Below are 18,204 nucleotides of genomic sequence, written 5' to 3'. Positions count from 1 at the left end.
CTCACTCGTCCTGTGCGCCGGGACCGGCCGCGGGGCCCCCGTCGGCGCCATCGACATCCTCGCCCGCGCCCGCCTTGGAGAAGCGGCCGGGGCCCTTTTTCTTCGCCTTCTTCGGCTTGGGCTGGTGGGGGCGGCGCGCCGGACGGGCGTCCTCCTCCACCTCCATCGCCCCACCCTCCGTTCCGGGGGCGGCGCCCTGCTCCGCCGCGGCCGCCGTCAGCAGCTCGTCGGTCAGTTCCAGTTTCGCCTTCAGCACGAGACCGAAGGGGATCACCACCAGCGTCGCCTCGGCATCGCCGGCCTCACCGGCGTCGGCAGCGTCACGGGTCGGGGCGGCCTTGGCCCCCTTGCGCGCCTTCTTCTCGACCGGCAGGGCCAGCCGCACGGCATCGTCCTCGATCCCGGCCAGGAAGCCGCGGAAACGCTTGCGCCCGTCCACCGGCGCCTTCGTCTCCAGCCGCGCCTCGAAGCCGGCGAACCGTTCGAAATCCTTCAGCCGGGTCAGGGGGCGGTCGATGCCGGGGGAGCTGACCTCCAGCGTGTAGGCGCCGGGCAGCGGGTCTTCCACGTCCAGCAGCGCGGAGACGGCGCGGCTGATGTCGGCACAGTCCTCCACGGTCATGGCGGCACCATCGCTGCGCTCCGCCATGATCTGAAGAGTCGGCCGCTGCCCGCCGGAGAGCTGAACCCGCACCAGCTCGTACCCCATGGCCTCAACCGAAGGCTCGATGATCCGACCGATCCGCTCGACCGCTTCCATCCGTGTCCGATCCGACCCGGCCCTGCCCTTCCGCGCCGGGCGAGGAAAAGGGGGCCCCAAGAAACGAAAAGGTGGGCCAATGGCCCACCCGCAAAGAGATCCGGCCCGCCGCCCGAGGCTGGGTGGCCGGTTCGTTATGGGATTGCTGAGGCCGTTATAGTCATTTCCGGCGGGAACGGAAAGGGGATTCCTCGTGCAAGACCTGCATCGGGGCGCCCTCTGCCCTGTGCCGGGCGCCGTCACGGCTGGCGTCAGGCCGGGCGGGGCGTGCTCCGGCATCTTGCACGCGGCAACCGACCCGAAGGCTGCCAACCCGAGACGGCCGGGCCGAAACGACCGGGCCGAGATGGCCGGGCCGGAGCCCCGGCGTCAGTGGCAGTTCATGCCGCCGCCCGGGGCCGGGTGGCAGCACTGCACCCCGGCGACGGACTGGTTGGCCAGCGCCTTCCAGGCGGCCAGGGCGGCCGCACGCAGGCTGGCCGGGTCCGTCGGCAGGCTGCCCTGGGCAGCGCCGGCGGCGGGAGCGGCGGGGGCCGCCATCATCACGCCGCCGTCGGGCATGGTCGTGCCCGATGGGACCGGACCCGATGGGGCCGGGGCAGCGGGGGCGGGAGCAGCGGGGGCGGGAGCCGATGCCGCCTGCCCCGACGCCGTATCGGCGGCGGGCGCGGCCTGGGCGAGTGCCGCCTGGGACAGCGCAGCCTGGGCGGCACGGGCAGCGGCGCGGCGCTTGTCGTCCTGCACGGCGTCATAGGCGCGCTGGTAGTCGTCCACGCCGCAATCCGTGGATTCGTAGATCTTCCCGCAGCCGTACTCCTCCGGCACCATCTGCGCCGCGGCCGGCCCGGCGGCCGGCAGCACGGCGAGCGTGAGGGCGGTGCCGACGAGGGCGGACCGGAGTCGGACCGGAAGCGGCATCTGCGGCATGATTCGGTCCTCCCCGCTCAGCCCGTGGGCGAGGCCTTGGCCTCCTCCAGGCGGAAATACAGGCCGTTGGGGTCCTCCCCCGTCAGCTTCAGCCGGCCCTTCAGCGTGACCATCTCATAGGAGAACTGCACCGGCTCGGTCGTCCGCACCTCGATCAGGTCGGCGGGGCCGGGCGGCGGGCAGAAGGGGCAGGTGGGCGAGAGCGCGCTCAGCAGGAAATGGGCGGACTTCTCCGACTGCTCCAGCGGGATGATCCAGCCGCCGATGGTGAAGTCGGCGCCGTCCAGCTTCTGCAGCGCCTCCCCGAAGACGGCGCGGTAGCGGAGCATGCCGTCCACCACCGACTGCTCCTCCCGCACGTCGGCGATCAGGTCCCAGCCCAGGGTCGCGCGCGGCACGGCCCCGGGTGCCTGCGGCTCGGCCGGGGCTGCCTGCTTCACCTCCTTGAAGGCGAAGGCCGGCGTGGCCGGCGCGCCGGCCAGTACGGCGAGGCAGAGGGCGACGGGAAGGGTGCGGGCGAGGGCGGCGGGGGGCGTCTTCGTCATGGACCGCAGCATAACCCGCTTCCTCAGCCCCGCGCCAGCACGGCGGAGACGTCCGCGCGGTAGACCTGGACGGCCGGGAGCGCCGCCGCCAGCAGCGCGATGACGGCCGCCAGCGCGAACAGCCACAGCTCTTCCGCCAGGAAGACGAAGCCGGTGACGCCCAGGTCCTGCGCCTGCGGGAACAGGTGCCCGGCCGCCACGGCGGCGCCGTGACCGAGCCCCAGCCCCAGCAGCGTGCCGGCCAGACTGACGGTCATCGCCTCCGTCACCAGTTGCAGCACCAGCGTGCGCCGGGTGCCGCCCAGGCTGCGCATCACCGCCAGATCGTAGCGGCGCTGCTGCAGGGAGTTGTAGAGCGCGACGAAGGTCCCCAGCGCGGCCGAGACGATCAGCACGAAGCCGAAGGCCCGCATCGCGTCCAGCCCGACACCGACGAGCGAGAGCAGCCGCACCAGCTCGCTGGCGGGGGAGGCCGCCTGCATCCCGGTGTCCTGGTTGATCCGGCGGGGCAGCCGGGCCGCCGCCAGCGGCGAGGCATAGGTCACCAGCACGGCCGTGACCTCGCGCCCGCGCCCGGACGCCGCAGCGTCGTGACCGTGCGCGGCATGGACGTCCCAGACGCTTTCCACCGGGGTCAGCACCAGCCGGTCCAGCACGGTGCCGGTCGGCTCCAGGATGCCGACGACCTCGAACGGATGGTCGGCGTGGGCATGGCCTTCCCCGCCGACGCCGTGGCTGCCGACGATCAGGTCGCCGACGCGCAGCTTCGCCGCCCGCGCCACCGTCGCCCCGACGGTCGCCTCCATGGACAGCTCGAACAGGCGGCCGTCGGCCAGGGCGGCCCCGTAATGGGCGGGATAGGCGGGGGTGGTGCCGACGATCCGGTAGCCCATGAAATTGTCGCCCAGGGCAACCGGGATCGTCTGCTTCACCAGCGGGTCGGCGGACAGCGCCTCCGCCTCGGCCAGGGGGATGTTCCCGGTCGGGATGTCCACATGGTAGACGGCGGAGAGGATCAGTTGCAGCGGGCTGCCCTTGGCGCCGACCACGAGGTCGATGCCGGCGGCGTCACGCGCCAGCCGGCCCTCCATCTGGCGGTTGACCAGCAGCAGCACGACGATGGTCGCCACCCCCAGGGCCAGCAGCAGCAGGTTCAGCACGGTGGTCAGGCTGCGCTGGCGCAGATAGGCAAGGCTGAGGCTGAAGAGGGTCATGCCGCGGCCTCCAGCGGGGCGGACAGGTCCAGGCGGTGGGCGATGCGCTCCTTCAGGCGGGCATCGTGGGTCGCCACCACCAGCGTGGCGCCGCAGGCCGCCGCCTGTTCCAGCAGCAGCTCCGTCATGGCGGCGCAGTTGGCGTCGTCCAGGGCGCTGGTCGGCTCGTCGGCCAGGATCAGGCGCGGCCGGTTGACGACGGCGCGGGCCACCGCCACCCGCTGCCGCTCGCCCTGGGACAGTTCGTGCGGGCGTGCCTTCAGCCGGTGGCCCAGCCCGACCCGCTCCAGCGCCGCCCGCACCGTGTCCTCCCCGGTGTCCAGCCCGACCAGCCAGCGGGCCAGCCGCAGATTGCCGGCGATGTCCAGCGCCGGGACCAGATGCAGGGTCTGGAAGACGATGCCGATGGTGCGGCCGCGGAAGACGTCGCGCGCCGCGTCGTCCAGGGCGGCGAGGTCCTGCCCGGCCACCCGCACCCGCCCGGCGGTCGGCCGCAGCAGGCCCGCGATGGCGTGCATCAGGGTTGTCTTGCCGCTGCCGCTGGGGCCGAGCAGGAGGCAGTGCCGCCCCTCCTCCAGGCGCCAGCGCGGCAGTTCCAGCACGGTGCGCCCGCCCGCGGCATGGCGCAGTCCGTCGATCTCCACCAGGGGAACAGGCTCGACCAGGGGAACAGGCATGATCCGACCGTTACAGGATAACGTGCCGCATCATGCGGAACCGGCCCGCCCGGGGCAAGGAGAAGCGCGCCTGAACCCGGCCGGGACCGGTACGCCCTGCGGATCAGCCGCCGTAGATCTCGTCCAGGTCCAGGCTGACGCCCAGCTCGGGGAAATCCAGCCGGCCTTCCCCCGTCACCGTCTCGCGCAGCCAGTCCCCGCCCTCGCGGCGGTCCAGTTCGACCAGCCGCTCCTCCGTCTCGACCAGCAGCACGTAGCGCACGCTCGGCAGCGTGGCGTAGTCCGCCCGCTTCTTCATGCGGTCGAAGGCGGCGGTGCCGGGCGACAGCACCTCCACGACCAGCACGGGATCCCGCAGCACCGTCCCGCGCATGTCCTGTCCGGCGCAGGAGACGACCACGTCCGGGTAGTAGACGGACGAAGCCGCATCCACCCGGACCTTCACGTCCGAGACGAAGACCTGGCAGGGGCGGCGCAGCCGGTTCCGCAAGGCCACAGCCATGTTCAGGGCGATCGCCGCATGCGCGAGCGCGCCCCCCACCATGGCATAGACCTCGCCGCCGACGAGCTGGTGCTTCTCCGGCTGCTGGTCCTCCCAGGCGATGAACGTGTCGATGTCCAGCAGGTGCCGCCGCCGCGCCGTCCGCATGACCTCGCCTCCACACCGTTCCGCGGGCGAAGCATAGCATGGCAGCGGGGGCCGGCGACAGGGCGAGCCGGCGACAGGGCGGGTCAGCCGCGCAGCAGGCCGCGCAGCCGGTACAGCTCCTCCAGCGCCTGCCGCGGCGTCAGCTCGTCCGGGTTCAGCGTCCGCAGCGCCGTCTCCACCGCCGAGGGCGCGGGCGGCGGGGCGGCGGCGGGGGCCGGGTCGGGCGCGCGGCGGACGGGGGCGGCGAACAGCGGCAGGTCGTCGGCCAGCCGGGCCACGGCCCCGCCCTGCTCGCCCTTCTCCAGCAGCTCCAGCACCTGCCCGGCGCGGGCCACCACGGCATCGGGCAGGCCGGCCAGCCGGGCGACATGGATGCCGTAACTGCGGTCGGCGGCGCCGGGCGCGACCTCGTGCAGGAAGACGACGTCGCCCTGCCACTCCTTGATCCGCATGGTGTGGCAGGAGAGCGCCGGCAGCTTCGAGGCCAGCAGGGTCAGCTCGTGGTAGTGGGTGGCGAAGATGCCGCGGCTGCGCCGCACCTCGTGCAGGTGCTCGACGCAGGCCCAGGCGATGGAGAGGCCGTCGAAGGTGGCGGTGCCGCGGCCGATCTCGTCCAGGATCACGAGGCTGCGCGGGGTCGCCTGGTTCAGGATGGCGGCCGTCTCCACCATCTCCACCATGAAGGTGGAGCGGCCGCGGGCCAGGTCGTCGGCGGCGCCGACGCGGCTGAACAGCTTGTCCACCACGCCGATGCGGGCGCTGCGGGCGGGCACGAAGCTGCCCGTCTGGGCCAGCACGGCGATCAGCGCGTTCTGGCGCAGGAAGGTGGACTTGCCGGCCATGTTGGGGCCGGTCAGCAGCCAGAGCCGGCGCTCCGGCGACAGGTCGCAGTCGTTGGCGACGAAGGGGCCGGCGGCCTGTTCCTCCAGCGCCTGCTCCACCACCGGATGGCGGCCGCCCTCGATGCGGAACTCCAGCGAGCCGTCCACCACCGGCCGGCACCAGCCGCGCGCGGCCGCCAGCTCGGCCAGCGCCGCCGCCACGTCCAGGGTGGCCAGCGCGCGGGCGGTCGTGGCGATGGCGTCGGCCTCGGCCGCGACCGCCCGCACCAGCTCCTCGAACAGCTCCAGCTCCAGCGCGAGCGCGCGCTCGCCCGCCTCCGACACCTTGCGTTCCAGTTCCGACAGCTCGACCGTCGTGAAGCGCACGGCGTTGGCCAGGGTCTGGCGGTGGATGAAGGTCTCCCGGTTCGCCCCCTGCATCAGCTTGTCGGCATGGGTGGGGGTGGTCTCGATGTAATAGCCCAGCACGTTGTTGTGCCGGATCTTCAGGCTGGCGATGCCGGTGCGCTCGGCGTAGCGGGCCTGCAGCCCGGCGATGTGGCGGCGGCTGTCGTCGCGCAGCCCGACCAGCTCGTCCAGCGTCGCGGAATAGCCCCGCGCGATGAAGCCGCCGTCGCGGGCCAGCAGCGGCAGCTCCGGCCCCAGCGCCTCGGCCAGCCGGCGGGCCAGCGGCGCATGCCCCGGCCCGTCCAGCCCGGCCGCCGCCTCGGCCAGCCCCGCCGGCAGCGGCGTCAGCCCGCCGGCCAGCAGGCGCCCGCGCAGCTCCGCCGCAGCGCCCAGCGCCTCGCGCACGGCGGCAAGGTCGCGCGGGCTGCCGCGGCCCAGCGTCAGGCGGGAGAGCGAGCGCTCCACGTCCGGGGTCTGGCGCAGCAGGCCGCGCAGCCCGGCGCGCAGGAACTCCTCCCCGGCGAAGAAGGCGACCATGTCCAGCCGCCGCTCGATCTCCGCCGGCACGGTCAGGGGGGCCCCCAGCCACGCGGCCAGCAGGCGCGCACCCGCACCGCTGACGGTGCGGTCGATGGCGGCCAGCAGGCTGCCCTTGCGTTCCCCGGCCAGGGTGCGGGTCAGTTCCAGGTTCCGCCGGGTGGCCGGGTCGATCTCCATGACCTGCCCGGCCCCCAGCCGGCGCGGCCGGTCCAGCCGGGGCAGCCGGCCCTTCTGGGTCAGCTCCACATAGTCCACCAGGGCGCCGGCGGCGGCGACCTCGGCCCGGCCGAAGGCGCCGAAGGCGTCCAGCGTGCCGACGCCGTAGAGCGCCAGCAGGCGCTGGCGGCCGTTCTCGCTGTCGAAGCGGGGGGTGGGCTGCACCGTCAGGCGCTGCTTCCACTCCGCCCACAGCTCGAACAGCTCCGGCGCCTGGGACAGCCGCTCGGGCAGCAGCACCTCCCCCGGCGCCAGCCGCGCCAGCGCCGCGCCGAGGCCGGCGCGCTCCACGGGCTGCACGGTCAGCTCCCCGGTGGAAAGGTCGAGCCAGGCCAGCCCGACCTCGCCGCCGGCTTCCGCCAGGGCGGCCAGATAGTTGTTGGCGCGGGAGTCCAGCAGCCCGTCCTCGGTGATGGTGCCGGGGGTGACCACCCGGATCACCTCCCGCCGCACCACGGACTTGGAACCGCGCTTCTTCGCCTCTGCCGGGTCCTCCGTCTGCTCGCAGATGGCGACGCGGAAGCCGGCGCGGATCAGCCGGGACAGGTACTGCTCGTGGCTGTGGACCGGCACGCCGCACATGGCGATGTCCTCGCCCAGATGCTGGCCGCGCTTGGTGAGCGCGATGTCCAGGGCCGCCGCGGCCTGCACCGCGTCGTCGAAGAACAGCTCGTAGAAATCCCCCATGCGGTAGAACAGCAGGCAGTCCGCATGCTGGCGCTTGATCTCCAGATACTGCGCCATCATCGGCGTGACGGCGGCAGCAGGGGCGGCACCAGGGGAGCCGGCAGGGGAAGCGGCGGGATCGGCGTGGTCGGGCACGGCGGTCGGATCGGGCTCTGCGGAACGGGGGAAACGCCCCGGCGGGGGCGGGGCACCGTAGCACCCCCCGCCGCCGCCGACCAAGCCCCCGGGCGGCACCGGGCCGTGCCGGGCCGGGTTCAGAGGGGCCGGCTCAGAGGGGCCGGAGGGAGACGTCCACCCCGGCCAGCAGGCCGCCCATCGCCGACAGCGGCGGCGGGTCGGGCATGTCGGTGCGCTGCACCACCCCGGCCAGCAGCATGTCCACCGTCTGCCCGTCACGCGACAGCGGCAGCAGCAGCGCCAGCGCCTCGACCTGCCCGCCGCGCCCGTCCTGGCCCGGCCGGCCCAGACGAATCCGGAACTCCGCGAACAGGGGGTGGCCGTCGGCGACGACGCTGCGGCAGGCGTCCAGCGCCGGGCCGCCCAGCTCCCGCACCCGCGCCTCCGACAGCAGGGTGCCGGTCAGGGGCCGGCCGAACAGCCGGTCGATCCAGGTGCCGACCAGACGGAACCGGAAATCGGCCGCCCCGCCCCCGGGACCGGGCACCACGTCCAGCAGGACGACCATCGGCAGCAGGCCGGGGATGTCCATGGGGTCGATGTCCGGGCGCGCCGGGGCAAAGCTGCCGCGGCGCCGACTCTCCCAATAGGTGTGAAGATCGACGAACCGTCGGTCGGCGGTCGGGGGCAGCGGCATGATCGTCGGAACCGTTCCAGGACTATCCTTATGGACCCGAGGCGGCCTGCACCGCCATGTTAGCATCCGTCATCAACCCCGATTGCCACCGTTCCGGCAGGGGTCACCACAGGCGAGACATACACGTTCCAGGGGAAACCCGGACCGCACAGGGACAGGGGAAGCCAGCCCGGGGTGACGGCGTTGCCGCGCCGGTCCCGAGGGAACACTCCGCCCGGAACATCCACCCGGAATTTCCCGGTTTCCGTAGACTGCGCCGTCGGCAGACTCCGCCTTTGGTAGACTCCGCCGTCGAATGACTGACGAAGACTGTCACCCATGAGCATGCCGCAAATGATCGGGCAGAATCCATTGTCATTCGGCACCACCGCTGTTCTAGCGGCGGGACCGGCCGTCTGGCAAGCAATATTGCGGTATTTGCCGCACATCCGCGTCGCGCCCGGAGAGGCATGATGGAGATCCTCGACACCCCCCAGGCGCTCGACGGGCTGCCCCGGCGGATCGCCCAGTTGCTCGACCTGTTCCCGACCCGGCGCATGGCGGCGACGGTCGCCGGGATCAGCACGGACCAGCTCACCCGCTATGCCCAGGGCCGCAGTTCCCCGCCGTTCGAGGTGCTGGCGCGGCTGGCGCGCGACCGCACGGTCAGCCTGGACTGGCTGGCCAGCGGCAGCGGGGAGATGCGGCTGGACCGCCGCCTGGCGGAGACCGATCCCGGCCTTGCCCTGCTGGGCCTGCTGCCGTCGGAGGAGCCGGGCTGGTACCGCCCGCGGGCACTGGCGCCCCGGCTGCCGGCCCCCACCGGGCTGCCGGCGGCCCCCGTCGCCGTGATGGCGGCGGACGACGCGCTGGCGCCCGAAGGCGTGCGCTCCGGCTTCATCTGCTACGGCAGCGTGGGCGGGGAACTGGTGGAGGGCGACCTGCTGTTCGCCGAGCGCAGCGACGGCCTGTGCGCCCTGCGCCGGTTCGAGGGCGTCGTCGGCGGCGTGCTGCGGCTGGCCCGCTACGACCCGGCCGACCCGCGCCGGCTGCCGATGGTGGAGGCGGTGGGGGAGGAGCGCATCGTCCGCCTCGCCCCCATCCTGAAGATCCGCCGCAAACTCTGACGGACCCGACCGCCGGGCCTTGCGGGGAGCCGGGTGCGGTCAGGCGGCGTCAGACGCCCAGGCGGCGGCTCACCTCGGCCAGCAGCCCCTCGGCCCCCACCGCGACGAGGTCCAGAACCTCCTCGAAATGGTCGGCATGGCCGTAATAGGGGTCGGGCACGTCGCGGCCGCGCAGGGGTGGCGGCGCGAAGTCGAGGAACAGATGCAGCCGTCCCGACGATCCCGGCGGCCCCATGCGGGACAGGTGCGACAGGTGCCCGCGGTCCATCGCCAGCAGCAGGTCGAAGCGGTGGAAGTCCGCCGCCTCCACCCGCCGCGCCCGCAGGGCCGACAGGTCGACGCCGCGCGCCTTCGCCGCGGCGACGGAGCGGCGGTCGGGCGGATCGCCGACGTGATAGCCGTGGGTGCCGGCGCTGTCGATGCGGACCCGGTCGGCCAGCCCGGCCCGCGCCACGGCCTGACGGAACAGCCCCTCCGCCGTGGGCGAACGGCAGATGTTTCCGGTGCAGACGAACAGAACGCCCAGCGTCCCCGGACCCTCGGCCGCGCTCATCGCACCCGCTCGAAGACGATGCGCTGGCCCAGCGGCAGCTCGTTGGCGATGCGCCCGCCCTCCAGCACGACATAGACATCGCCCGAGGAACTGCCCTCGGGGAAGACGATCACCCGGTCGCCGACGCCCTGCCCCTGCACGTCGTAGCCGACCCGGGTCGCCGCGCCGGCGGCGATCATGGTGTCGGCGCGGAACTCGACGGTCTGCCCCTGCATCAGCAGGCCCAGCCCCTCGGAGAGCGGGTTGCCCGTCTCCGGCACCATCCGCCAGGAGCCGATCAGCGGATTGTTCTTGCCGCCGCCGTCACAGGCCGCGAGCCCCGCCAGCATCGCCAGCACCATCCAGAACCGCCGCATCCGTTCCTCCCTTGCACCCGCAGCATGCCACCCCCGCACCGGCTCCGGGGGCGGCGGCACCATAGCGGCCCCCCGGCGGGGAGGAAAGCCGACCCGCGCCCTGCGGCGTCACGGCGGGCGGAACGCCCCGCCCTGCGGCGGTACGTCATGACGCCGGGCGCGCTGTTCCGTATTCTATGGCGGCATTCCATGGCGACCTCGCCCGATGTCCGTCCGCAGTCCGCCGGAGCCCCGATGCCCACCTTCGACCTCAGCCCGCGCCAGCCCATCGTCATCCTGACCGGAGCCGGCATCAGCCGGGAATCCGGGCTGCACACCTTCCGCGACGCCGACGGCATCTGGGCCCGGGTGCGGATCGAGGACGTGGCGACGCCCGAAGGGTTCGAGCGCGATCCCGAGCGGGTGCAGGGCTTCTACAACGCCCGCCGCCGCGGCCTGCTGGAACCGGAGGTGCAGCCCAACGCCGCACACCATGCGCTGGCCCGGCTGGAGGCGGCCTGGCCGGGCGGGGTGCTGCTGGTGACGCAGAACATCGACGACCTGCACGAGCGCGCCGGCAGCCGCAACCTGATCCACATGCATGGCGAGCTGATGAAGGTGCGCTGCACCGCCTGCGGAAGCGTCACCCGGCGCGACCACGACGTGGTGACGGGCGAGCCCTGCCCCGCCTGCGGCAGCGCCGGCAGCCTGCGCCCGCATGTCGTCTGGTTCGGGGAGATGCCCCTGGAAATGGAGCGCATCCAGGCCGCGCTGGAGGGCTGCGGCCTGTTCGTCTCGATCGGCACGTCGGGCAATGTCTACCCGGCGGCGGGCTTCGTGGCCGAGGCGCGCGCGGCCGGGGCGATGACGCTGGAGCTGAACCTGGAACCGTCGCACGGCGCCCGCCTGTTCGCGGAAGGCGCCTACGGTCCCGCCACCAGCGTCGTACCCGCCTGGGTGGAGCGCATGCTCGCCGGCCTTGACGGCCTGCGCGGCTGACGCCCCCTCCAGGGTCCGGTCCCGGGGCTTCTACAGCAGGACCCGGACGAAACCGGCCAGCGCCCCCAGCAGCAGCACCAGCGTCGGCAGCATGGCGATCAGGAAGCCGGGGCCGCGCTTCTTCGCATCGCGGTAGTAGGCCAGGGCGTAGAGGATGCGGCCGACCGGCCAGAACACGCCCACCAGGGCCGCGGCCATGTCGCCCCAGGCGGCCGCGAACAGCCAGAGCGCCGGCAGGAACAGGACGATCTGTTCCAGCGTGTTGATCTGCACCCGCACGGCGCGCAGGAACTCCGGCGGACCGTCCATGGACGGCGCCGGCACCTTGTAGACGCCGCGGCCCCGCCCGACCATCAGGGCGGACCAGAAATAGACGAACAGCGCGGCCAGCGTGACCAGCCCGGTCCAGGCGAACGCCTGGGCGATCCCCCCCGCCATCCCACCGGCCATTCCCTGAACCGCTCCTTCCACAACCCCGTCCATGCACAGCTCCCATGACCTCCGCCCCGTCATGCGGGACGCGGGCCGGACTGTGACGCGGAACGGGGGGCGCGTCCACCGCGCCGGGCGCGACACGGACGGAACCGCCGCGACGCGGACAGCAGGCCCGGAACGGCCGTCCTGGACTCGGGCTCAGGCCGGGATCATGCTGGCCGGCATGAGCAGTCCCCCGGACAGATCCCCGACCAGACCGCCGGTACAGGCCCCGGACCCGGCCGGGCCGGAGGCCGAGCAGCGGCGCAAGGCAGCGCTGGCCGACCGGCTGCGCACCCGGGTGGACGCGACGGCCCGCGCCCGCGGCGAAGACCCCTACGAGATGCTGGCCCGCGCCATCCGGCACCTGTTGCGGAGCTGACGGTCCGGCCGCCGGTTCAGCCGCGGCTGCCGCCTTCCTCCAGCGCCGACGGCGGACCGCCCTCGGTCTCCTCGAACACGGCCTCGCCCTGCGGCAGGGTGGCGACCAGCCGGCGCCCCTCGACACGGCCTCCCTCCAGCGCCGACGGCTCCACCCGGCCGGTCAGCCCCCCGGCGTCCAGCGGGATGCCGGTCCAGTAGCCGCGTGTCGCCAGGGCGGCGGGCATCGGCTCCGGCGGGATGCCCTCCAGCACGACGCGGCCACCCTGGTCGCGCCAGCGGCCCCAGGCGATCTCGTTGTAGCGGATGTCCTCCTCCGGCGCGCAGGACTGCCGGGCCAGGGTCTTCAGCACGAAGCGGCCGTCCGCGAAAAGCTGCACGGCCCCGGACAGCACGTCCTCGCGGCAGGTGACGAAGGTGCCCGTGTGCAGCGGTACCGGCCGGCCGTCCACGCTGACCAGCCGGTAGGTGCCGACCGCTGCGGTTCCCGGCGCGGCGGTCATGGTCCGGGCCGTCCCCTGGGGCTGGGCCTGGGCCTGGGCCTGGGCTTGGGCTTGGGCCTGGGATTGTGCCTGGGCCTGGGCCGGCCCGCTCCAGGCCAGGGCAGCGGCCAGGATCGGCAGGGCCGGCAGCAGGGCGATCGTGCGCATGGTCTTCTCCGGAATCGTCGGCGCGTCCGGGGTCAACACCGGGCCGGCGGGAGCGTTCCGCGCAGGAGCACCGGGCGGGCCGCGGGGCGGCACCGGCACCGCAGACGGACAAGGGGCTTTGCCGGAGCGGGGCGTCGTCCTAGCTTGCAGCTTCCATCCCGCCCCGTCCGTCGCCCTGGACCCGAGCCCTGGACCCGAGAATGACCCCGCCCGGCAGCGCTTCCGCCTCCCCGTCTGCCCGGACCGCGCCCCCCGGCCCGGACCGGCGCCTGGGGGACGGCGGTGCGCTGCGCACCCTGCTGCCCTATCTCTGGCCCGAAGGCCAGCCGGCCATGAAGGTCCGGGTGGTGCTGGCGCTCGCCTGCCTGGTGCTCGCCAAGCTCGCCAACGTGGTGGTCCCGGTGCTCTACAAGGGGGCGGTGGACGCGCTGGCCGGCGAGGGCAAGGCCGACGGGCTGGCGGCGCAGGCGGCCGCCACGCCGGTGCTGGCGATCCCGCTGGGCTTCATCCTGGCCTACGGGCTGGCGCGGGTGCTGAACCTGGGGTTCGGGGAGCTGCGCGACGCCATCTTCGAACGGGTCAGCCAGCGCGCCATGCGTGCCGCGGCGCTGACCGTGTTCCGGCATCTGCACGGGCTGTCGCTGCGCTTCCACCTGGAGCGCCAGACGGGCGGGCTGTCGCGGGTGATCGAGCGCGGCACCCGCGCCATCGACCATCTGCTGGGCACGATGCTGTTCAACATCCTGCCGACGCTGTTCGAGATCCTGCTGGTCACGGCCATCCTGTGGCGGCTGTTCGACATCCGCTTCGCCGCCGCGACCTTCATCACGGTGGCGGGCTATGTCGTCTACACGGTGGTGGTGACGAACTGGCGGACCCAGGTGCGCCGCCGCATGCTGGACGCCGACACCAAGGCCAACGCCCGGGCCATCGACACGCTGCTGAACTACGAGACGGTGAAGTATTTCGGCAACGAGCGGTTCGAGGCCGAGCGGTACGACAAGGCGCTGCACGTCTACGAGGACGCGGCGGTGCGGACGCAGACCTCGCTGTCGCTGCTGAATGTGGGCCAGGGGGTGATCATCGCCGTCGGCGTCGTCACCGTGATGTGGCTGGCCGCCGCCGGCATCGTGGAGGGGCGGCTGACCATCGGCGACTTCGTGCTGGTCAACACCTACCTGCTGCAACTCTACCAGCCACTGAACATCTTCGGCTTCGTCTACCGTGCCGTGCGCGAAGCGCTGAACGACATGGAGACGATGTTCGAGCTGCTGACCGTGGCGGCGGAGGTGCGCGACCGCCCGGACGCGAAGCCCCTGGTCACCCGGGGCGGCGAGCTGCGCTTCGAGGCGGTGGATTTCGCCTACGATCCGCGCCGCCCGATCCTGAAGGGGGTCGGGTTCAGCGTGCCGGCCGGGCGCACGGTCGCCGTGGTCGGCCCGACCGGCGCCGGCAAGAGCACGCTGTCGCGCCTGCTCTACCGCTTCTACGACGTCACCGGCGGGCGCATCACCATCGACGGGCAGGACATCCGCGAGGTCACCCAGGACAGCCTGCGCGCCGCCATCGGCATCGTCCCGCAGGACACGGTGCTGTTCAACGACACCATCGCCTACAACATCGCCTACGGCCGTCCCGGCGCCGACCGGGCCGAGCTGGAGCGGGCGGCGGCGGCGGCCCAGATCCTGCGCTTCGTGCAGACGCTGCCGGACGGCTGGGAGACCCAGGTGGGCGAGCGCGGCCTGAAGCTGTCGGGCGGGGAGAAGCAGCGCGTGGCCATCGCCCGCACCCTGCTGAAGGACCCGCCCATCCTGATCCTGGACGAAGCCACCTCGGCGCTGGACACCCACACCGAGCGGGAGATCCAGGCCGCGCTGAAGGAGGCCAGCCGCGGCCGCACCACGCTGGTGATCGCGCACCGCCTCTCCACCATCGTGGATGCGGACGAGATCATCGTGCTGGACCAGGGCCGCATCGTGGAACGCGGCACCCATGCCGGGCTGCTGGCCCGCGGCGGCTTCTACGCCGCCCTCTGGCGCAGCCAGCAGGACGGCACGGCCCCGGAGACGGCAGCGGAACCGGAGACGGTGGCCTGACGGTTCACGCCGCGGCCGGTGCGGCCGGTGCGGCGGGAGGGGCCGGCGGGGTGTTCTGGGCCGGAACCGCGGGCGCGGCCGGCAGGGTCACGGTCACGGTGGTGCCGGCGCGGTGGCGGCTCTCCAGCCGCATCGTGCCGCCATGCTGTTCGACCAGCGCCCGGGTCAGCGCCAGCCCCAGGCCCAGCCCCTCGTTCGGCCGGGGACCGGCGGGATCGCGCAGGGTCTGGAAAGGCTGCATCAGCCGGTCCATGTCCTCTGCCCGGATGCCGATGCCGGTGTCGCGGACCCGCAGAAGCAGACCGCCGCCGGGAGCCGGTTCCAGCTCCAGCCGGACCTGCCCGCCGCGCAGGGTGAACTTGACGGCGTTGGCCGCCAGATTGGTCACGATCTGGCGCAGCCGCAGCGGGTCGGCCCAGACCGGCGGCAGGCCGGCGGCGGCCGTGCAGGACAGTGCGACGCCGTTCTGCGCGGCCTGCAGGGCCAGCATCTCCGTCACCTCGCGCGCGACCAGGGCGGCATCCACCGCCTCGGGGTCCAGCGGCAGCCGGCGCGCCTCGACGCGGGCCAGATCCAGCAGGTCGTTGACAAGGTCCAGCAGATGCGCCCCGGCGTCCCGGATCACCGTCACCGCCTCGGCCTGCTTCGGGCTCAGCGGACCGTAGATGCCGGCGGTCAGGGCCTCGGTGAAGCCCAGGATGGCGTTCAGCGGCGTGCGCAGTTCGTGGCTGGTGCCGGACAGGAACTCGCTCTTGGCCCGGCTCGCCTCCTCCGCCTCGCGGGCGGCGGCGCGCAGCCCCTCCTCGTGCAGCCGGCGGGCGGTGATGTCGGTGGAACCACCCAGCAGCCGCACGATCCGGCCCGATCCGTCGCGGATCGGGACCAGGACCGTCTCCCACAGCCGCGTGCCGGTGGGCAGCGGGATGCTCTCCTCATAGCGCATCACCTCGCCGCCCGCGACGCAGGCACGGTAGTGCCCCAGCACCTCATCGGCAACCTCTGGCGGCAGAACCTCCTCCGGAGTGCGACCGGCCAGCATCTCCTGCCGCAGCCCGGTCAGGCGTTCATGCGTGGGGCTCAGATCGCCGAAGGCGAAGCTGCCGTCCTCCCGGACCTCCACCGTGAACAGGGCCTCGGGCGCGTTCTCGAAATAGCCGCGGAACTGCGCTTCGGAAGCGGCCAGCCGGTCCCGCGCCTGCTTCTCGGCCGTGATGTCCACCACGAGGCCGTACCAGTGGACGGCCCCGTCCGGCTGGACCTGGGGCCGGGCCCGGATGCGCAGCCAGCGCCAGCCGTCACCGCCGCGACGGACGCGGCATTCGTGCTGCCAGGGACCGGGCGGCCGGGCGCCGTCGATGGCGGCGCGCAGGGCGGCGCGGTCCTCGGGGTGGACCAGATCGTAGCTGACCTGCGCCCGGCCGGGAACGCTGGTGGCCGGCATGCCGCACAGTTCCTCCCAGCCCGGGCTGGCATAGAGGAAACGGTGCCGGCGGGCGGAATGGCGGGCGAACACGAACAGCGCCGCCGGCAGGCTCTCGACAAGCTGCGCCGGGACGACCGGAAAGGGAACCGTCAGATCGGTGACCGACTCCAAGGGAAACTCCGGGAACCGGCCGGCCGGCTCCTGTCTTGTCCATGACGGCGGCCGTGGGGACCGCGATCATCACAGAATACGACCGTATTCGTTAAGGTTCGGGAAAAATCCGTCACAGCCCCTGCTCCCCGGGACACCGGCCGTTCAGGGAACCGGCAGGCCCTGGGCGATCAGCGCCTCCCAGGCGGCGTCCGCATCGTCGGCGAAGTGGAACAGCTCCAGGTCCGACGCCTCGATCATGCCCTCCTCGACCATCACCTGGAAATTGATCAGACGGGTCCAGTAGTCCTTGTCGAACAGCACGATGGGCGTGCGCCGGGCCTTGCCGGTCTGGGTCAGGGTCAGGATCTCGAACAGCTCGTCGAAGGTGCCGAACCCGCCGGGGAACACGACCAGGGCGTTGGCCCGCATCGCCAGATGCATCTTGCGCATGGCGAAGTAGTGGAAGCTGAAGGTCAGGTCCGGGGTGGAATAGGCGTTCGGCTCCTGCTCGTGCGGCAGGGTGATGTTGAAGCCGATGGTGGGGGCGCCGGCCTCCCAGGCGCCACGGTTCGCGGCCTCCATGATGCCGGGGCCGCCGCCGGTGGCGATCACGTTGTCGCGCACGCCGTCATGCATGTGCAGGGCGCCGCCGCGCTCCGACGCGATGTGGCCGAAGCGCCGCGCCTCCTGATACCAGCGCGCCGCGCGGTCGCTGGTCAGGGTGCGCCCGTGCCCGCCGGGGATGGGGGCCGTGCCCGCGTCCGGATCGGGACCGGGACGGACGCGGGCGCTGCCGAACACCACGATGGTGCTGCGGATGCCCCACGCCCGCAGATAGTCCTCCGCCTTGGCGTACTCCAGGAAGAACCGGATGCCGCGCATGCTGTCGCGGAACAGGAACTCCGTATCGGCCGCCGCGGGGCGGTAGGCGATGGAATTCTTCTGAAGCGTGTTGTCGTGACCGTCCATGGACAGAGCCTAGCATTCCCGTGCGGACACACCATGCCTATCGCACGGGAACCGGCCATGCCGCAGCCGGGGCGCCGCTCAGGCCGCGGCCGAATGCCGCCCCTCGCGGAACTCCTCGACGATCTTGGCGCAGAAGCCCGGCAGGTCATCCGGCTTGCGGCTGGTGACCAGCCCGTTGTCGGTGACCACCGCCTCGTCCACCCAGGTGGCGCCGGCGTTCTTCAGGTCGGTGCGCAGGCTGGGCCAGGAGGTGACGCGGCGACCGCGCACGCCGCCGGCGTCGATCAGGGTCCAGGGGCCGTGGCAGATGGCGCCGATCGGCTTGCCGGCGGCGACGAAGGCCTGGACGAAGGCGATCGCGTCCGGCTCCAGCCGCAGCGCGTCGGGATTGATGACGCCGCCGGGCAGCAGCAGCGCCTGGTAGTCGCCGGGGTCCGCCTGGGCCAGCGTGCGGTCAACGAGCACCCGGTCGCCCTTGTCATGGTGGTTCCAGCCCTGGATCTCGCCCTCCCTGGGCGCCACCACATGCACCTCCGCCCCGGCCGCCTTCAGGGCCGTCACCGGCTCGGTCAGTTCCACCTGTTCGAAGCCGTCGGTGGCCAGCACGGCCACGCGCTTGCCGCGCAGTTCGTCCGCCATGGGTCGTCTCCTTCGTGGTCGGGCCACGCAACACGCCGGCAGAAGGTGTCGCGCAGTGTCGCGTGGCGGGTCGGAGCCCCTCCAACCGCCGGGCGGGGCCGGTGTCGCGCCCGCCCGGCGCAGGGCTGCCGGCGGCGGAGCGCAACCCGCCGCCGCCGCTCCCCGTGC

Annotated in this window: 19 protein-coding genes; 4 read left to right on the top strand and 15 right to left on the bottom strand. The window is 73.1% G+C overall.

What is annotated here, in order from left to right:
* Position 1: 1 nt before the first annotated feature.
* From rimP to RC1_RS20235, 8 genes are all read right to left on the bottom strand, one after another.
* Complete coding sequence (rimP, locus tag RC1_RS13910; protein WP_012568057.1) at positions 2–760, bottom strand: ribosome maturation factor RimP; 759 nt, start codon at positions 758–760, stop codon at positions 2–4.
* A 369-nt stretch (positions 761–1,129) separates the two neighbouring features.
* A complete protein-coding gene (locus tag RC1_RS13905; protein WP_012568056.1) occupies positions 1,130–1,687 on the bottom strand; it encodes a hypothetical protein in 558 nt (185 codons plus the stop codon).
* A gap of 17 nt (positions 1,688–1,704) precedes the next feature.
* Positions 1,705–2,232, bottom strand: a complete 528-nt coding sequence (locus RC1_RS13900; protein WP_041786546.1) for a DUF3299 domain-containing protein — start codon at positions 2,230–2,232, stop codon at positions 1,705–1,707.
* Positions 2,233–2,255: 23 nt separating this feature from the next.
* Positions 2,256–3,446, bottom strand: coding sequence for an ABC transporter permease (locus RC1_RS13895; protein WP_012568054.1), 1,191 nt, complete (start codon positions 3,444–3,446; stop codon positions 2,256–2,258).
* Positions 3,443–4,123, bottom strand: coding sequence for an ABC transporter ATP-binding protein (locus RC1_RS13890; RefSeq protein WP_012568053.1), 681 nt, complete (start codon positions 4,121–4,123; stop codon positions 3,443–3,445). The genes RC1_RS13895 and RC1_RS13890 overlap by 4 nt, the downstream gene beginning before the upstream one ends.
* A 103-nt stretch (positions 4,124–4,226) precedes the next feature.
* Complete coding sequence (locus RC1_RS13885; protein ID WP_012568052.1) at positions 4,227–4,772, bottom strand: Uma2 family endonuclease; 546 nt, start codon at positions 4,770–4,772, stop codon at positions 4,227–4,229.
* An 83-nt stretch (positions 4,773–4,855) separates the two neighbouring features.
* A complete protein-coding gene (gene mutS, locus RC1_RS13880; protein ID WP_012568051.1) occupies positions 4,856–7,579 on the bottom strand; it encodes a DNA mismatch repair protein MutS in 2,724 nt (907 codons plus the stop codon).
* 133 nt (positions 7,580–7,712) lie between these two features.
* Complete coding sequence (locus RC1_RS20235) at positions 7,713–8,258, bottom strand: PAS domain-containing protein (protein ID WP_012568050.1); 546 nt, start codon at positions 8,256–8,258, stop codon at positions 7,713–7,715.
* Positions 8,259–8,707: 449 nt separating this feature from the next.
* On the opposite strand from RC1_RS20235, the gene RC1_RS13870 reads away from it, so the two are divergent.
* Positions 8,708–9,364 (top strand): helix-turn-helix domain-containing protein, encoded by a 657-nt coding sequence (locus RC1_RS13870; RefSeq protein WP_041785380.1) that lies wholly within the window; start codon positions 8,708–8,710, stop codon positions 9,362–9,364.
* Positions 9,365–9,413: 49 nt separating this feature from the next.
* Here the strand turns inward: RC1_RS13870 and RC1_RS13865 are convergent, their stop codons facing one another.
* Both RC1_RS13865 and RC1_RS13860 read right to left on the bottom strand, forming a co-directional pair.
* Positions 9,414–9,917: a low molecular weight protein-tyrosine-phosphatase gene (locus tag RC1_RS13865; protein WP_012568048.1), complete on the bottom strand. Its 504-nt coding sequence runs from the start codon at positions 9,915–9,917 to the stop codon at positions 9,414–9,416.
* Complete coding sequence (locus RC1_RS13860; protein ID WP_012568047.1) at positions 9,914–10,273, bottom strand: hypothetical protein; 360 nt, start codon at positions 10,271–10,273, stop codon at positions 9,914–9,916. Before RC1_RS13860 ends, RC1_RS13865 begins: the two co-directional genes overlap by 4 nt.
* Before the next feature lie 234 nt (positions 10,274–10,507).
* Between RC1_RS13860 and cobB the strand changes: the two genes are divergently transcribed.
* A complete protein-coding gene (cobB, locus tag RC1_RS13855) occupies positions 10,508–11,251 on the top strand; it encodes a Sir2 family NAD+-dependent deacetylase (RefSeq protein ID WP_041785378.1) in 744 nt (247 codons plus the stop codon).
* A gap of 30 nt (positions 11,252–11,281) precedes the next feature.
* On the opposite strand, the gene RC1_RS13850 is transcribed toward cobB, so the two are convergent.
* Positions 11,282–11,701 carry an MAPEG family protein gene (locus tag RC1_RS13850; RefSeq protein ID WP_234703779.1) on the bottom strand — a complete coding sequence of 140 codons (420 nt, stop codon included), beginning with the start codon at positions 11,699–11,701 and terminating at the stop codon, positions 11,282–11,284.
* A 208-nt stretch (positions 11,702–11,909) separates the two neighbouring features.
* On the opposite strand from RC1_RS13850, the gene RC1_RS13845 reads away from it, so the two are divergent.
* A complete protein-coding gene (locus RC1_RS13845) occupies positions 11,910–12,107 on the top strand; it encodes a hypothetical protein (protein ID WP_148213461.1) in 198 nt (65 codons plus the stop codon).
* A gap of 16 nt (positions 12,108–12,123) precedes the next feature.
* Here the strand turns inward: RC1_RS13845 and RC1_RS20230 are convergent, their stop codons facing one another.
* A complete protein-coding gene (locus RC1_RS20230) occupies positions 12,124–12,756 on the bottom strand; it encodes a hypothetical protein (protein WP_012568043.1) in 633 nt (210 codons plus the stop codon).
* A gap of 200 nt (positions 12,757–12,956) precedes the next feature.
* Between RC1_RS20230 and RC1_RS13835 the strand changes: the two genes are divergently transcribed.
* Positions 12,957–14,852 carry an ABCB family ABC transporter ATP-binding protein/permease gene (locus tag RC1_RS13835; RefSeq protein ID WP_012568042.1) on the top strand — a complete coding sequence of 632 codons (1,896 nt, stop codon included), beginning with the start codon at positions 12,957–12,959 and terminating at the stop codon, positions 14,850–14,852.
* Positions 14,853–14,856: 4 nt separating this feature from the next.
* On the opposite strand, the gene RC1_RS20225 is transcribed toward RC1_RS13835, so the two are convergent.
* The 3 genes from RC1_RS20225 to RC1_RS13820 form a co-directional block, all read right to left on the bottom strand.
* Positions 14,857–16,446, bottom strand: a complete 1,590-nt coding sequence (locus RC1_RS20225) for a PAS domain-containing sensor histidine kinase (protein ID WP_012568041.1) — start codon at positions 16,444–16,446, stop codon at positions 14,857–14,859.
* 144 nt (positions 16,447–16,590) lie between these two features.
* The gene (locus RC1_RS13825) at positions 16,591–17,397 is read right to left on the bottom strand and encodes an LOG family protein (RefSeq protein WP_012568040.1); all 807 of its coding nucleotides are present in this window, start codon (positions 17,395–17,397) and stop codon (positions 16,591–16,593) included.
* Between the two features lie 78 nt (positions 17,398–17,475).
* Positions 17,476–18,036: a type 1 glutamine amidotransferase domain-containing protein gene (locus RC1_RS13820; protein ID WP_012568039.1), complete on the bottom strand. Its 561-nt coding sequence runs from the start codon at positions 18,034–18,036 to the stop codon at positions 17,476–17,478.
* Positions 18,037–18,204 lie beyond the last annotated feature (168 nt).

This window comes from Rhodospirillum centenum SW, assembly GCF_000016185.1.
In the GTDB taxonomy this organism is placed as follows: Bacteria; Pseudomonadota; Alphaproteobacteria; order Azospirillales; family Azospirillaceae; genus Rhodocista; species Rhodocista centena.
The sequence above is the reverse complement of the archived record's forward strand: the minus strand, read 5'-3'. Positions and strand labels throughout refer to the sequence as shown.